Here is a 15,874-nt window from a genome sequence, read left to right as displayed (position 1 = left end):
AAAAATCGAAAATTGCTATTTGCACAAATAAAAACGAAAAACTGCTTACTTTTTTTATTTCAATACTGCTTACCTATTAATATTATGATATAAAATAACAAATACAATATAAAAAAAATACAGCTTCTATCATATTTAAAGCTACAATTATAGGCTAAAACAACATCTTTCTATTTTAATAAAATACTCTATTTAGTAAATAAAAAGTGCGCTATGGTGTAAAATATCTAATTTAAAAAGTGCGCTAGGGTGTAAAATATCTAATTAAAAATATGCGCTATGGTGTAATACAACTTGTTTTTTTTAGAATAACACTTTAAACTATTAGTAAATAGAGGAAATTTATGATTATAAAAAGAAAGATATATAATAATCTTTTATTATGGAAAAGAAATAATGGTAAAACCGCTTTACTAATTGAAGGAGCTAGACGAACTGGGAAAAGCTATATTTCTACACTATTTGCTAAAAAAGAATATAAATCCTTCATTGTAATAGATTTTAGTCTTGAAAACCCTTCTATAATTGACTTATTTAATTCCGGATTAAATGATTTAGATGAATTTTTTATTAAACTACAATTTATTTATAATACTAAACTTTATGATAGGAATTCCATTATTATTTTTGATGAAGTCCAATTGTTTCCAAAAGCAAGACAAGCTATAAAACATTTTGTTGCTGATGGACGATTTGATTTTATTGAAACAGGTTCATTAATTTCTTTGAAACAAAATGTTCAAGATATATTAATCCCCTCTGAAGAAGAATCAATTACTTTGTATCCATTAGATTTTGAAGAATTTTTGTGGGCTATTGGAGACGAGATTTCTATTCCTTTCTTAAAAAATAAATTTGATAATTTTATTGCTTTGGATGAAGTAACTCATAAAACCATGTTAAAAAAATTTAGAACATATATGCTCGTTGGAGGAATGCCACAAGCGGTTATAGAATATGTAAAAACTAATGATTTAGAATTAGTGGATAATGTTAAGAAGAATATTTTAACTCTTTATAGAAATGATGTAGGTAAATTTGCTGGTAAAAATTTATCAAAGGTTTTAAATATTTTTGATAAAATACCTGCTAATTTATCAAGACATGATAAAAAATTTTCTTTAGCATCTTTAAAAAAAGGTGCTAAATTCAGAGATTATGAAGCTTCTTTTATCTGGCTAAAAGAAGCTATGATAACTAATTGTTGTTTTAGAGTTTCTGATCCTAGTATAGGAATGGGATTAACTATAGAATCATCATATATGAAAAACTATATGATGGATACTGGGCTACTTATTACTTTAGCTTTCTTTAATAATAAATTTTTAGATAACAAATTATATAAAGCTCTTTTAGATGATAAATTAAATATAAATGAAGGAATGATTATAGAAAATGCAATAGCTCAAGTTTTTAGAACAAAAGGACATGATTTATTTTTTTATTCAACTGTTAATAAATCAAAACATAGGATGGAAGTTGATTTTATTTTACGAAAGAATAATAAAATTATACCTGTTGAAGTAAAATCCTCTAATTATACAAAACATAAACCTTTAGATTATTTAAGAGAAAAAAATAAAAAAAAGATAGGAAACTCTTATATTATATATACTAAAAATTTGAAAAAAATCGGCGATATATATTGTATTCCACTGTACATGAGTATCTTTTTGTAAATAAAAAGCAATCTAATACTTAACCTAGTTTTCTAAGAAATACCAATTCTATCTCTTATTTAAATAAAAATAACCAATAAATTGTACATTACCATACTTATTAAACATAAAGTAAAATTCTATATCCAATCACTTTTTAATTTGCTATTCTTCCAATCATTTAAAAATTTTGTTTCACCCTCAGAAATAATGGGATTATAAAAAACTTCATCTAAAATTGAAAAAGGAACAGTAACTATTTTTGCTCCATATTTAAAAGAATTAAATACTTGTGATACATTTTTAAAAGAGGCCGCTAAAATATCACAATTAAAATTATTTCTCGATAAATAATCACTTACCATATTAAAAGAATCATTAACATTAATTGAATTATTTTCCATTCTATTATAATAAAATGCCAAATATCTAGCACCAGACATTGCTGCAATTATACCTTGCAGAGGAGTATAAATTAATGTTGCTGTTATATTTACTCTACCTTCAAGTGAACGAATTGCTTTTATACCTTCTCTTGTTGAAGGTATTTTTACAAAAGTATTTTCACCAAAGGCCTCATTTATTTTGATAGCTTGTTTAATTATTTTATCAGATTCAGTTTGAGTAGTTTGAATGTGTAATTGCTGGTCTTTATTTAAACATTTTTTTATCTCATATAAATGTTTCATTAAATTCTTATTCTCAATTTCTTTAGATAATAATGATGGATTAGTTGTAATCCCTAGTAAAGGATAATAATTTAAACCCATTTTTATTTCTTTCAAATTAGCACTATCCAAAATTAAGTTAGTCATCATTACACTTCAACTCCCCATTCTTTTGTAATTGCATCTTTAAATAATTTAAAATATTTTTCATATAATTTAACATTCATTTTTATTGGAAATGTAGTTTTTCTATCATCATATTCAATATTTGATTTAATGATTTCAAATAGATTAATATTTTCTTCATTCAAATATTTATATAAATAACAAGCTTGAATCGCAGCTCCTAAAGCTCCTCCTTCATTTTCTTTTAAACAATATATTTTTTTATCGAAAATATCAGCTAAAATCTGTCGCCAAGGAGAACTGTTACTCCCTCCTCCTGTAATAATGAATTCACTAGGAGCTTCAAAAGATTTTATCATATGATCATACCCATTCTTTAATATAAATATAATAGATTCAGCTGATGCTCTAATAATATTTCCTTTTGATAGATTTGAAGCACTTATATTTTTAATTAAACCTTCTCCTGATGGTATTGGAGGAATTCTCTCCCCATCATAAAAAGGAAGAGATAATAAACCATTAGCCCCTATAGGCGCTTCTTCCATCAACTGATCAAATTCCTTTATTGATAACGAAAATAATTCTTGGATTTTTGTTGTAGAACTTGTTGCGCCTAAAATACAAGAAGTACATAAATATTTTTCATTTAATAAATCATAAATTTGTATCAATTTATGAATATCTTCATTTTTTTTCTTTGATGCAAAACAACAAGTACCACTAGTACCTAAACTTATAGTACAATAACCTGGAATAATAGAGCCAGTGCCTATAGCTCCCATAGTATTGTCACCACCACCTGCGGATACTATAACATTTTCACTCATATTAAATTTTAGAGCTAAACTTTTTCTTAATTTACCAACTGGAGTCTCCCAATTAATAACTTTAGGAAGTTTTGCCTTTAATAAACCACTAGGATCTATTATATTTAACATTTTTTGACTATACATGTGATTTTTTATATCATAATAACCTGTACCACTAACTTCGCTTGGATCAGTATAATAATTCCCTGTTAAATAATAATTAATATAATCATGTGGTAATAAAATGTGGCTTGTTTTTCTATATACATCGGGTTCTTTATCTATTAAATATTTTACTTTACTTGCAGTATATCCAATAGGTAAAGTTCCACCTATCGTATTCCAAACTTCATCCATACCTCCTAAAGAATTGACTATAAAATCGTTTTCTTCTTTTGTAGAAGTATCATTCCAAAGCTTAACAGTTCTAATAACATTACCATCTTTATCTAAAGGAACTAATCCATGCTGCTGACCACTAACTCCAATTGATTTAATTTTTTTTGGATCTATATTTGAAGAATTAATAGCTTCAAAAATGGCATTTTCAATTGCCTCAATCCACCATTGGGCTTTTTGCTCCCTAACCCCATTCTCTTTTATAATTAAGTCATGTTTAAAATAGCCTTTACCAATAATAGTATTAGCTTTTCCATCTAAAATTACAGCTTTAGAACCTTGAGTCCCACAATCAATACCTAAAAAATACATTATTATTTATTCTTACCTTTTCTCATATAATCTATTACAACAGCAATAATAATTACTATTCCTTTAGCAACATATTGCCAAGAAGAATCAACACCAACTAAATTTAATCCATTTGATAATACAGCAATTAAAATTACTCCAATTACAGTACCAAAAACATTTCCAGAGCCCCCACTCATACTTGCTCCACCAAGGACAACAGCGGCAATTGCATCCATTTCAGCACTTTGACCAGCAGTACTAGTTCCTGCAAACATTCTTGATGCAGTGATTATACCAGCAAAACTTGATAAAATTGCACTATACAAAAATACAAAAAATATAGTTCTCTTAGTATTAATACCACTAAATCTAGCAGCAGTAGGATTTCCACCAGTAGCATAAATATTTCGCCCCATAACTGTTCTATTTAAAATAATCCATGTGATTATACTTACTAAAATAATGTAAATAACTTGAATAGGAACAGGTCCAATATATGCTGTACCTAAAGTAGCAAATAAATCATTATCTATTGTTATTGTTTTACTATGAGTATAAATACGCGCAACACCTCTTCCAACATTCATCATTGCTAATGTTATAATAAAAGCTGGGATGTTGGTAGAAGAGATAATTAATGCACTAATTGCACCTATACCAACACCAATCATTGTAGCTAATATTAAAGCTAATACTGGATTCATTCCAAGATTTGTTATAAAACCTGCAACCAAACACCCTGAAACTGCAATAATTGACCCTACAGATAAATCAATCCCCCCAACTAATATAACTAACAACATACCACATGAAAGAAACATGTTTATTGACATCTGTCTAAGAACATTAAATAAATTTCTTGTTGATAAAAAAACGGGGCTAATTATAGATAATAATATACATAATGCTAATAGCCCCATTAACAAACCTAGTTGTTCCTTTAAGGCACTTTTTAAGGAGCTGTTATTATTTAGTAATTTGTTTTTCATTTATGCTTTTCTCCTTTATAATGTTGCATAATTCATTATATTTTCTTGAGTAAAATTATTTTCTAATATTTTAGTGATTACACCATGATTCATCACTGCAACTCTATCACTCATATTAATTATCTCAGGTAATTCTGAAGATATAAAAATAATACTAATTCCATTTTTTGCTAATTCATTAATTAAATTATAAATCTCTGCTTTAGCACCAACATCTATACCTCTTGTAGGTTCATCTAAAATCAATACTTTAGGTTTCGTTGCTAACCATCTTCCTATTATTACTTTTTGTTGATTTCCTCCTGATAATTTTGAAATCAACTGAAATAAAGATGGAGTTTTTACATTCATAGAATCACAATATTTATTAACAATTTCTAGTTCTTTTTTACTATTTACTTTTATACCTTTTATGAATTGATCTAAAACTTCTATTGACGTATTAAAAGTAATATCTTTTTCTAAATATAAACCCTCTTTTTTCCTATCTTCGGGGACTAAAGCAAAACCTAATTTAATAGCTTTTTGAGGATTATTTATTTCTATTTTTTGATTTTCAAATATAATTTCACCACTTGTTGTTTCTGACAATCCAAATATTGCTTTCATAGTTTCACTTCTCCCAGCACCTACTAATCCAGCAAACCCTAATATCTCACCTTTATATAAATCAAAGCTTACATCAGTTACCAATTTTCCATCACTCAAATTATGGACTTCAAGAATTTTTTCATCACTCGGTATTGAATTTTTAGTATAAAAATTTTCTAACTCTCTTCCTACCATCATATTTATTAATTGTTCACGTGATGTCTCTTTTACATTAACTGTGTCAATATATTGACCATCTCGTAATATAGTAACTCTATCAGCAATCTCATTTAATTCATTCATTCTATGAGAGATATAAATAATACCAATATTTTGTTCTTTTAAAGACTTAATAGTTTTAAATAATATTTCTACTTCTTTATCAGTTAATGATGATGTAGGCTCATCCATAACAATTATTTTAGCTCCAAAAGATACAGCTCTAATTATTTCTACCATTTGCTGGTTTGCTATATTTAAATTACCTAATTTATCTGTACTTTTTATATTTACTGAAAATGAATCTAACATCTTTTGAGCTTCTATAAACATTTTATTATCATCAATAAGCTTATTCTTTTTGATATATTTTCCAAGAAAAATATTTGATGCAACAGTCATTTCTGGCACAATCATTAATTCTTGGTGGATTATACTAATCCCTAATTCTTTTGCTTGATGAATAGAATTTATTTTTACATTTTTCCCTGCAATTTCAATAGTTCCTTTCTCAGCTTTATATATTCCACCTAATATTTTTATTAACGTTGATTTTCCAGCACCATTTTCACCTAATAAAGCATGAACTTCACCTTGGTTTAAATCAAAATTAATATTATTTAAAGCATGAACACCAGGAAAAATTTTATCTATCTTGTTCATCTTTAGTAATTGCTTATTCATAAATACCCTTTTTTAAATCAATAAGTTATAGGCGTAGACTTCTATCTACGCCTAAATTTAGCATTATTTTAATAATTATTGCCAAAAACCTAAATAATCTTTTGCATTATCTTTATCAATTAAGAAAGTAGAAACATAAAATTCTTCATCAAATGATTTTCCTTCTAAAATATTGTAAGCAACTTCAGCACATTTTACACCAATTTGTTTAGGACTTTGTGCAGCTGTACCAACATATTGAGTATCTTTAGCAATAACCTCTTTGGCTTCAGGAGCACCATCTACACCAATAACAATAACATCAGAATTTGCTTCAACTACTGCTGAATAAGCACCCATACCACTTTGGTCATTAATACAGAATATTGCTTTTAATTCTGGATGAGCTGTTAAAATATCAGTTGCTTTTTCAAGACCTGGGCCTGGTTTACCTTGAGCATCAAATTGAGCTACAACTTCAAAGTTATCATTAATTGTTGCTAAAAAACCTTCAGTTCTATCTAAACATGCACTATTAGCAGGGTAGTCTAAAATTGCGATTTCACCACCTTCTGGTAATGCTTCATTTAATGCTTCAGCACAAATAACCCCTGCACCGATATTATCGCTAGCAATATATGAATCTACTAGGTCTAAATCTGCTACAGAAGTGTCAAAGTTTACAACAGGAATACCTGCTTCTTTTAATGCTAATAAAGCAGGTTTAATGGCATTTCTATCTACAGGGTTCATAAATACAACATCAACACCTTTTACAATAAAGTCATCTACAATGTTTAATTGTTTAGAATTATCTTGCTGAGCTTCAATAATAATAACTTCATCACCATTCTCTTCTGCAATCTCAGCTATTGATTGTCCAATAGTTTCAAAGAAATCACTTGCAGCCCAATAAGTAAAACCAAAAGTATAATGGTCTTTTTCTTCATTTGCTCCTTGAGCAAAAATAGTTGCAACAGATAATGTAATTACTGTAGCTAATGTTAAAAATTTTTTCATTCTCATCCTCCAAAAAAATATGTTAAATATAAAACATTTTATTTTTATTATGTGGTCATTCTACATCAATAATCAGATAAGTCAAGTAAAAAATATAAAAAATGTTAAACTTTAATCATATAACTGTTAATTTTATTGACATGTCATTTTTTTGATGTTAAAGTTACAACATAAATTATACTTAATATAAAAGGAGTATTACAATTGATCAAAGAAAATATTCAAGTATATAAAGATAACATATTTAATGAAATTATTAATTCAATTGATAATATAGACATTGATTCTTATATAATATTAGTAGAAGCAATAAAAAAGAAAAAAAGAATATTCTTATCTGCTTCAGGTAGATGTAGATTAATTATGGAAGCTTTTTGTATGAGACTCAATCATTTAGGCATTAATTCTTTTGTTGTGGGGAATATTCCTTGTCCTTCTTCTAATGAAGGGGATTTATTAATTAGTTTATCTGGATCTGGAACAACAGAAACTATAGTTAATATAGAAAATAGAGCATTAGAATTGGATTTAGAAACTATAATAATCACAACTAATAAAAATATGGAATATAAAAAGAACAGACATATTATAAATATAAATGCACCAAGTAGAATCTCAGACATAAATAATAATTTATCATTTCAATTAATGGGATCACTATTTGAACAAAGTAGTTTTATTCTTTTAGAAATAGTAATAGCTATCCTAAGTGAAGGTATATCTAGAGAGTTTATTATTAATAATCATGAAAATTTAGAATAATTAAAGGAAAGGAAATAAATATATGAATAAATTAAATTTTTTAAATTTATCAGTCGGTCAATTAGGCTTTGTTGTAGAAGATTTAGATAAAGCAATGAAAAACTATTATGACAAGTTTGGAATAGAGGATTGGAAAATTTATACTTATGGACCACCATTATTAAAATATATGAATTATAAAGGTAACCCAATAACTTATAAAGTTCGTATAGGATTAAGTTATTTAGGGAATTCTAGAATCGAATTAATTCAACCTGTTGAAGGCCATACTATTTATACAGATTTTATAAACAAAAATGGTTTTGGTTTGCAACATTTAGGTGTTTATGTGAAAGATATTAAAAAAGAAATTAAATTAGCTGAAGAATCTGGAATTTCTGTTATAATGGAAGGAGGTGGTTTTGGACCTGATGGTGATGGCCATTTTGCATATCTTGATACAGAGGATAAATTTGGGATATGCTATGAATTAATTGAAAGACCAAAAAGACGCTTTCCCCCTGAAAGTGTTTACCCTACTTTATAGAGGCAAAAATGAGTAAAAACGAAGATCGTAGAGAATTAGAAATGTCACTGATAATTGATAAAGGTTTCGTATCTATTAGAGAACTAGCTGAAACTTTAGATGTATCAGAAATGACCATTAGAAGAGATATTAACATTATTAGTAAAAATAGTACTATTAGACAAGTTTACGGAGGAGTAGCATCTTCAGTACCTTCTAATGTCCCTTCATACTCATTAAACAATGAATTAGATAAAAATATTATTAGAAAAAAAGCAATCGCAAAGATGGCATACAGTTTAATAAAACCTAATGATTTCATTTTCTTAGATTCAGGAACAACTACACAATTTATTACTGAATTTATCTCCCCTGATTATTCACTAAAAGTCTTATCGACAGCCTTTAATTCTATAGCTTCATTAGTTGATAAAAATAATTGTCAAATAATATGCCCGGGTGGAGTATATTCAAATGATTCTAGAAATTTCTTTTGTAGTGATACTCCAAAATTTATTGAAAAATACAGGGCTAATAAATGTTTTATTGGGGCTACAGGATTTGATTTAAAATTTGGATTAACATGTGCTTACCCGTCAGATGTTCAAATAAAAAAAACTTTAATGGATTCTAGTCTTGAAAAATACCTTTTATTAGACTCAAGTAAATTTAATTTAGTAAGTTCCTGCGTTTTTGACAATATTAAACAATTTAATTCTATTATTACTGACAACAATATTCCAACAGAATATAAAAATTATTTTGAAGAAAATAAGATACCATTAATAATTACTAATGAATAAATTTGTTTCATACCCATCTAAGTTATCTTAGCAAAGTTAACTTAGATGGAAAACATATATTATAATTCATAAAATACAAAACCCTATCAATAACTTTCAGTAGTTTTAAAACTAATCAAGTATAAAAAGCTAATATTTAAATAATTTAAATAAAACCATAACATTCGTTGTAGAAAATAGAATAATAGTACAACGAATATTGATATTCGTTGCACTATACCCGTTTATAATAGTATTATTCTTCTAACCAAGGTAAAACTCTATCTCTTGAATAATTAAGATATTTAAGAAGTTCAAAGTTAATGTAATCAATTTCTAATTCGTCAGGATCATAATCATAATCAATCCACATTAACATATCTTCATGTTCATCATCATCTTCATTTTCTATACATTCAATAAAATGTTGATAACCATATGCACCACCTACATCTTCAGGAGGACAAGCTCTTTCACCATCAACACACACTAAATCATATGCTGAATGTGAGTTATAATTACTATTTAATAAAGTAATTTCATGTTGCCAACCATCTCCAAAATCATATTCATAGATTATCTTTTGGTTTTTTCTAGTCATAAACTGATTAAGTCTAACATTTTTAGAATCAAAGACATCATCAAAATCTAAAATATACTCTTCAAATTCACTATACTTTTTATCTTTGATAACAAACTGATAAAGATGAGAGCTCATCCATCCCATTACTATTTGAACAACATCATGAAATCTATCTAAGGTAATATCACAGGGCACAGCAAATTCACGCCATATCGTAGGTTCAACCTCTAGCAATTCAATTCTAAGTAAATAACACTTTTCTTGATTCATCTTCTCACTCTCCTTTATCTTTTTTAATAAAATTCTTCATCTAATAAAGTATCTAGGTGCTCTTTATTATCTTCAACAATTTTTTTTGCTTCATCTTTTATTAATTTTGTAAACAATTCAGTAAGTTCTTCTTTATCAAATTCATCGTCATACCAAGAGAGATCCCTATCTCTTGCCCACTCAGAAAATCTACTTAAAAGAAAATTGTAAGTGCCTATATTAAATAAAGTTTTATCAAAATCTTCACCAAATAATTCTCTAGATCTTTGATGTAAATCATCTTCAGGATTCTCATAAGCTTCAAGCAATCTATAATAATGAGATATATCATCTATATAAGATGGTGGTGGATAATTTGCACCACTTAAACAATAAATCTCTTCAATTTCAACATTGTAGACTTTAGTTTTTTCAACTAATATTCCAATCTCCCAATTTTCAAAATACATTTTAAATTTAGACCTTTGTTTTGTAACTTGGTTTAACCTAAAAAGATTAATATTCTCTGTTGTTTCATCTTCAGCCCTGTGAAAAAGTGGATTAACATAGTAAGTATTTTTGATTTTAAATGAACATGATTCATAGTCTTTCCAGTTAAACAAAACTAAAATAACATCACTTAATCTATCTAAAGAAATATCTTCAGGAACAACTACCCTTCTATAGACTGAAGGTTCTAAATTATTAATTTTAACATTTAATATAGTAAAATCATAATCTTCATTTAATTCTTCAACTTCTTCATTAAACTCATCCATTTTTATATTCACTCCAAAATTTTCTTCTAGCACTATATTTTAATTTAAGATCTTCTAAAAAAATAGTATGAGGAGAATAAGATTTCCAATCTATTATTTTTTTAGATAGATTATCTAATATAATTAAGTAATTAGCAGCTAATGTATATTTACTATTTCTTCTAAACTCTAAAATATCCAATATCTTTTTTCTATAAATAAATATTACAGGTAAATAAGCTTTATTAGTTAATAAAAGTTCAATTAGTAGTACAATTTCTTTATCACCTAATATAGATATTATATCATAGTTTGAAGCAATATAGTTTTCTGTTTTCTCTTTATCAATAGAAATCAGAAATTTAACTCTATCTATAATATTTAAGCTACTTTTTCCACTTAATATTTCACTTATACTAATATTAATTAACTCATCTCTTATATCTTTATCAACATATTTTGATATCTTATTAAGACTTTCAATAGAAGAAGAAAATGTGAAAATGTGTTTAGCTACAATTTTTAGTGATGCTCTATCATTAAGGTTTTTAAAAACTTCTAAGAGTTGATAATTTTTTACTGTATCATTAGTTAATAAATTAAAATCTAAAAGGCTAAGTGCTTCATTATACTTTTTTTCAGCTATATATACACTTACTACATCTTCAGTAGATATATTTAAATAGTTAGAGGCTATAGCATTCTTTTTAAATAATGCACCATCTGGTATATGCTTTGAAAGAGAGAGAAGAGCTTTATAATCAAATCTATCGTTTTTATCTATTTTATTTTCTATTATATTGTACAAAGACCTAATTTCTTTTGAATTGAAATATTTATTTGATTCTGAAATAATATCACTTGCCCTTAATCTGTCTAGTTCCCAAAGCTCTAAAATTCTATTAATTATAAAAGTACTATCATTACTTTTAATTGCATATTCAACAAATAAATTACTTGCAATATATGAATAATGGGCCCAATCTAAAACTTCTACATTATAAAAATCGTTTATTGGATCAATATAATAATCATCAGCACATGGCAATAGCTGAAATAGTGCATCTTCATGAAGAAAGAACTTCATTATTAAATCTATTGCAATATAAGGATCTGTTACAAATGTTTTTATATCTTCAAAATAACTTGTGAGAATATCAGTAATAATTTCATCATTAAAAATATCTATATCATCAAAAAAAGCATATAATTCATCTATTCTTGTATCATCATTACTAAAATGAGTTTTAACAAATTCTTTAAATCTACTATCACTCTCACCATAATCCAAAATAATATATTTCAATGTATCATAAGATAATTCATTAAGTTTTTTATTATAATTATTCATTACGCTTAAACCTTTTTCTACTTATTTTTCAAAAACTTTTTACCATTTTTATAATAATTTGTTTATAACAATATAATGTACCATATTCTATTGTATTTGCAATTAAATTAAAAAACTAAAATAGATAAAAAGAAGAACAAATTTATCTAAATTCAAACAATTGGTGTAAACCCTAAATTTTTTCTATAATTAGAGAATAGTATCTTCTTATATAGCCCATCTCTTATAACTTTATTACAATTAAGTGCTTCACCTAAATTAGTTTTATATCATTTAATAAGCGGCCCCTTTTTCAATTGATAATTTTTTAACTTTCAGTTTATATTCATCAACCTAATTACTTAATCATTTTATAAGCTATGATAGTATAAATCTACTATAATTTATTTTATCAAATATTACTAATTTAAGATTAATATATTAGCTATTATTGACTTATCAAGCTAAAAGGACTAAAATATTAATCATGATAGATTTTGATAATATATTATTAACGGCACCCAAAATTAAAGAAGAAATAGCACTAAATTTCAAAAGAAGAAGAAAAGAGAATAAAGTAACTCAAAAACAATTAGCTAAAGAAACTGGTGTCTCTTTAGGATCAATTAAAAGGTTTGAACAAACTGGTGAAATATCATTATCTTTTTTAATTCTTTTATCTCAAAGGTTAAATCTTGAGAAAGAATTATACAATTTATTTACAACACCACATTATGAAAATATAGAGGATATGTTAAAATGAACAACCATTTAAAATTAAAAGTTATGTATCATAAAAGAATAGTTGGGACTCTAATATATATAAACAAATTAACAAGCTTTCAGTATGATAAAGAATGGTTAAATACAGGTTTTTCTATCTCCCCTATTTCTCTTCCTTTAACAAATAAAATATACACACCAACGTTTCAACCCTTTGAAGGGTTGTATGGAATTTTTAATGACAGTTTACCTGATGGTTGGGGAAGACTGCTAGCAGATAGAATGCTTAATAAAAACAAAATTGATAAAGAAATTATTACTCCATTATATAGACTATCTATTATAGGAAGTTCTACTATGGGAGCTTTAGAATATTTACCAACACAAAATATAGTTAGTGATAATATCTCTGAATTAGATTTAGATAAAATAAATAAACAATGTAAATTATTGTTAAATAATAGTGAAGTTGATGATTTAGATTATTTATTCAAAAATGGGGGCTCTTCTGGCGGTGCTAGACCTAAAATCTTTAAAAAAATAGATAATGAAGATTGGATTGTAAAATTCCCATCATCCTTTGATAATAAAAATATAGGAATAGAAGAATATGAATATAGTTTATGTGCAAAAAAATGTGGTATTGAAATACCAGAAGTTAAATTATTAGATTCTAAAATTACTAATGGTTATTTTTCAATTAAAAGATTTGATAGAGTTAATAATAAAAAAATCCATATGGCATCCGCCTCTGCCCTACTTGAAACATCTCATCGATTACCAAATTTAGATTATTTAGATCTTTTAAAACTAACATTCTATCTTAGTAAAGATATCTCTCAAGTTAAAAAGCTATACACCCTAATGTGCTTTAATGTATTTTCGCACAATAGAGATGACCATAGTAAGAATTTCACCTTTTTATTTGCTGGTAAATGGAAACTATCTCCTGCATATGATTTAACATATAGTAATTCTATAAATGGTGAACATGCTACAACAATCAATGGAGAAGGCATTAATCCTACAATAAAAGATCTTTTAACAGTTGGATTAGATTTTGGACTAAATAGAACTTTCTGCAAAGAAACAATCGATAAAGTTAATGAAATAGTAAATACAGATTTAGCAAAATATTTATTATTCTAACATTTTGTATTATTTAGATAAAAACATAAATTTTAAGCTATAGATTATAGTATATATAATATAATTAACTCTAATATTTACATTATTATATTAGTTATAATATAATTTTAATATTTTTATTGATATTATATGCTATATACTATAAAATTCAATTATGAAAAAAACAATAATTGGTGAATTTATAAAGAAAGAGAGAAAAAGCAAAAACTTAACCCAAAAGGAATTTGCTCAGATATCTGGACTAGGTTTACAATTTGTAAGAGATTTAGAACAAGGGAAACCTACCGTTAGATTAGATAAAGTCAATCAAGCTTTATATATGTTTGGTTATACTGCAGCTCCAATAAAACTTAAGGATATAGAAAATGATTAAGGCAAAAGTCTTTGTTGAAGATAAAGAAGCAGGAGTACTTATAGAAAATGATAATGGAGAATATCTTTTTAACTATAATGACGGTTATAAAGGCGATATTGTTTCATTAACATTTTCAGATAAAAACAAAAGCTATAAATCTGATATCTTATTCCCCTTTTTTGATGGATTAATTCCAGAAGGTTGGCTACTAGATAAACTTGTTAAAAACTGGAAACTCGATATTAAAGATAGGATGAGCTTATTGATTAATTGCTGTAGTGATTGTATAGGTAATGTAAGGATTGAAAAATATGAATAGATGTTTATGTTGTAACAAAGACCTTAATGACAACAATATAATTTGGCACGAAAGTTGTATTAAAAAATTCTTTAACACTACTGATTTACCTAAAGTTGATTTAAAAGATTATAATTATACTTTTCTAAATAAAGGTGATAAAAAATCAATAATTACAGGAGTTCAAAAAAAACTATCACTAGCATTAGAAAAAAAAGGTACTTATCCTCGATTAACTTTAATCAATTTTCCTAGTGGATATATTTTAAAACCTAATACATTAGAATACCCTTTTCTTTGTGAAAATGAATTCTTAACAATGCATTTAGCTAATCTTTGTAATATAGAAACAGTTCCATTTGGGTTAATAGAATTAGAGGATAAATCTCTTGCTTTCATAACAAAGAGAATTGATAGAAATCATAATAAGAAAATACCTATGGAAGACTTTTGCCAACTTGGAAATAAATTAACAGAACAAAAGTATAAATCATCATATGAACAAGTTGGAAAAATCGTATCAACTTATTCTGATAATATAGGTCTTGATTATTACAAATTGTTTAATTTGATTTTATTTTCTTTTATAGTTGGAAATTCTGATATGCATTTAAAAAATTTCTCTCTAATTAAATTAAAAGGTAATTATGTTTTAGCTCCTGCATATGATTTACTTAATACAATTATAGTAACAAATGACAGTGAAGAATTAGCACTAACTATTTGTGGGAAAAAGAATAAGTTAAAAAAAGATAATTTTATTAAATTAGCTAAAAGCTATAATTTATTAGATAAGCAAATAGAAAGGATTTTCAATAATTACAAGAAAAATAAACCTTTAATCATAGATACAATCACTTCTTCATTATTGAGTGAAGATTTAAAAGAAAAATATATAAGTATTGTTGAAAACAGATACAATAGATTATTTAACTAAGGTA

Annotated in this window: 17 protein-coding genes; 9 read left to right on the top strand and 8 right to left on the bottom strand. The window is 26.1% G+C overall.

The window, feature by feature from the left end:
* The first annotated feature begins 344 nt into the window (after positions 1-344).
* Positions 345-1,679 carry an ATP-binding protein gene (locus tag ACPKM0_RS12540; RefSeq protein ID WP_472476443.1) on the top strand — a complete coding sequence of 445 codons (1,335 nt, stop codon included), beginning with the start codon at positions 345-347 and terminating at the stop codon, positions 1,677-1,679.
* 119 nt (positions 1,680-1,798) lie between these two features.
* Here the strand turns inward: ACPKM0_RS12540 and ACPKM0_RS12535 are convergent, their stop codons facing one another.
* The 5 genes from ACPKM0_RS12535 to ACPKM0_RS12515 all read right to left on the bottom strand — a co-directional run bounded on the left by ACPKM0_RS12535 (position 1,799) and on the right by ACPKM0_RS12515 (position 7,439).
* Positions 1,799-2,476, bottom strand: coding sequence for a transaldolase family protein (locus tag ACPKM0_RS12535; protein WP_472476442.1), 678 nt, complete (start codon positions 2,474-2,476; stop codon positions 1,799-1,801).
* Positions 2,476-3,975 (bottom strand): xylulokinase, encoded by a 1,500-nt coding sequence (gene xylB / locus ACPKM0_RS12530; protein WP_472476441.1) that lies wholly within the window; start codon positions 3,973-3,975, stop codon positions 2,476-2,478. The genes ACPKM0_RS12535 and xylB overlap by 1 nt, the downstream gene beginning before the upstream one ends.
* Before the next feature lie 2 nt (positions 3,976-3,977).
* Complete coding sequence (locus ACPKM0_RS12525) at positions 3,978-4,946, bottom strand: ABC transporter permease (protein WP_472476439.1); 969 nt, start codon at positions 4,944-4,946, stop codon at positions 3,978-3,980.
* A gap of 15 nt (positions 4,947-4,961) precedes the next feature.
* Positions 4,962-6,440 carry a sugar ABC transporter ATP-binding protein gene (locus tag ACPKM0_RS12520; protein WP_472476438.1) on the bottom strand — a complete coding sequence of 493 codons (1,479 nt, stop codon included), beginning with the start codon at positions 6,438-6,440 and terminating at the stop codon, positions 4,962-4,964.
* 75 nt (positions 6,441-6,515) lie between these two features.
* A complete protein-coding gene (locus tag ACPKM0_RS12515) occupies positions 6,516-7,439 on the bottom strand; it encodes a substrate-binding domain-containing protein (protein WP_472476437.1) in 924 nt (307 codons plus the stop codon).
* A gap of 204 nt (positions 7,440-7,643) precedes the next feature.
* Here ACPKM0_RS12515 and ACPKM0_RS12510 point away from each other — a divergent pair, with 204 nt between their 5' ends.
* From ACPKM0_RS12510 to ACPKM0_RS12500, 3 genes are read left to right on the top strand one after another with little or no spacing between them, the layout of a single operon-like run.
* Complete coding sequence (locus ACPKM0_RS12510) at positions 7,644-8,201, top strand: SIS domain-containing protein (RefSeq protein ID WP_472476435.1); 558 nt, start codon at positions 7,644-7,646, stop codon at positions 8,199-8,201.
* Positions 8,202-8,223: 22 nt separating this feature from the next.
* Complete coding sequence (locus ACPKM0_RS12505) at positions 8,224-8,727, top strand: VOC family protein (protein WP_472476433.1); 504 nt, start codon at positions 8,224-8,226, stop codon at positions 8,725-8,727.
* An 8-nt stretch (positions 8,728-8,735) separates the two neighbouring features.
* Positions 8,736-9,509 carry a DeoR/GlpR family DNA-binding transcription regulator gene (locus tag ACPKM0_RS12500; RefSeq protein ID WP_472476431.1) on the top strand — a complete coding sequence of 258 codons (774 nt, stop codon included), beginning with the start codon at positions 8,736-8,738 and terminating at the stop codon, positions 9,507-9,509.
* A 235-nt stretch (positions 9,510-9,744) separates the two neighbouring features.
* Here the strand turns inward: ACPKM0_RS12500 and ACPKM0_RS12495 are convergent, their stop codons facing one another.
* The 3 genes from ACPKM0_RS12495 to ACPKM0_RS12485 are packed head-to-tail and all read right to left on the bottom strand — an operon-like array spanning position 9,745 to position 12,429.
* The gene (locus tag ACPKM0_RS12495; RefSeq protein ID WP_472476429.1) at positions 9,745-10,341 is read right to left on the bottom strand and encodes a plasmid pRiA4b ORF-3 family protein; all 597 of its coding nucleotides are present in this window, start codon (positions 10,339-10,341) and stop codon (positions 9,745-9,747) included.
* A 23-nt stretch (positions 10,342-10,364) separates the two neighbouring features.
* On the bottom strand, positions 10,365-11,099 hold the full coding sequence (locus ACPKM0_RS12490) for a plasmid pRiA4b ORF-3 family protein (protein WP_472476427.1): 735 nt from the start codon (positions 11,097-11,099) through the stop codon (positions 10,365-10,367).
* Positions 11,092-12,429 (bottom strand): hypothetical protein, encoded by a 1,338-nt coding sequence (locus ACPKM0_RS12485; RefSeq protein ID WP_472476425.1) that lies wholly within the window; start codon positions 12,427-12,429, stop codon positions 11,092-11,094. Before ACPKM0_RS12485 ends, ACPKM0_RS12490 begins: the two co-directional genes overlap by 8 nt.
* A 466-nt stretch (positions 12,430-12,895) precedes the next feature.
* Here ACPKM0_RS12485 and ACPKM0_RS12480 point away from each other — a divergent pair, with 466 nt between their 5' ends.
* From ACPKM0_RS12480 to ACPKM0_RS12460, 5 genes are all read left to right on the top strand, one after another.
* Entirely contained in the window at positions 12,896-13,171 is a 276-nt protein-coding gene (locus tag ACPKM0_RS12480; RefSeq protein ID WP_472476423.1) for a helix-turn-helix domain-containing protein, read from the top strand.
* Positions 13,168-14,280 carry a type II toxin-antitoxin system HipA family toxin gene (locus ACPKM0_RS12475; protein WP_472476421.1) on the top strand — a complete coding sequence of 371 codons (1,113 nt, stop codon included), beginning with the start codon at positions 13,168-13,170 and terminating at the stop codon, positions 14,278-14,280. The genes ACPKM0_RS12480 and ACPKM0_RS12475 overlap by 4 nt, the downstream gene beginning before the upstream one ends.
* 154 nt (positions 14,281-14,434) lie before the next feature.
* The gene (locus ACPKM0_RS12470) at positions 14,435-14,653 is read left to right on the top strand and encodes a helix-turn-helix transcriptional regulator (RefSeq protein WP_472476419.1); all 219 of its coding nucleotides are present in this window, start codon (positions 14,435-14,437) and stop codon (positions 14,651-14,653) included.
* Positions 14,646-14,954, top strand: a complete 309-nt coding sequence (locus tag ACPKM0_RS12465; protein WP_472476417.1) for a HipA N-terminal domain-containing protein — start codon at positions 14,646-14,648, stop codon at positions 14,952-14,954. The genes ACPKM0_RS12470 and ACPKM0_RS12465 overlap by 8 nt, the downstream gene beginning before the upstream one ends.
* Positions 14,947-15,870, top strand: coding sequence for a HipA domain-containing protein (locus ACPKM0_RS12460; RefSeq protein WP_472476415.1), 924 nt, complete (start codon positions 14,947-14,949; stop codon positions 15,868-15,870). The genes ACPKM0_RS12465 and ACPKM0_RS12460 overlap by 8 nt, the downstream gene beginning before the upstream one ends.
* Positions 15,871-15,874 lie beyond the last annotated feature (4 nt).

It is taken from the genome of Pleomorphochaeta sp., from assembly GCF_050031695.1.
Lineage (GTDB): Bacteria > Spirochaetota > Spirochaetia > Sphaerochaetales > Sphaerochaetaceae > Pleomorphochaeta.
Note: the sequence above shows the minus strand (reverse complement) of the source record. Positions and strands in the feature narration are given on the sequence as shown.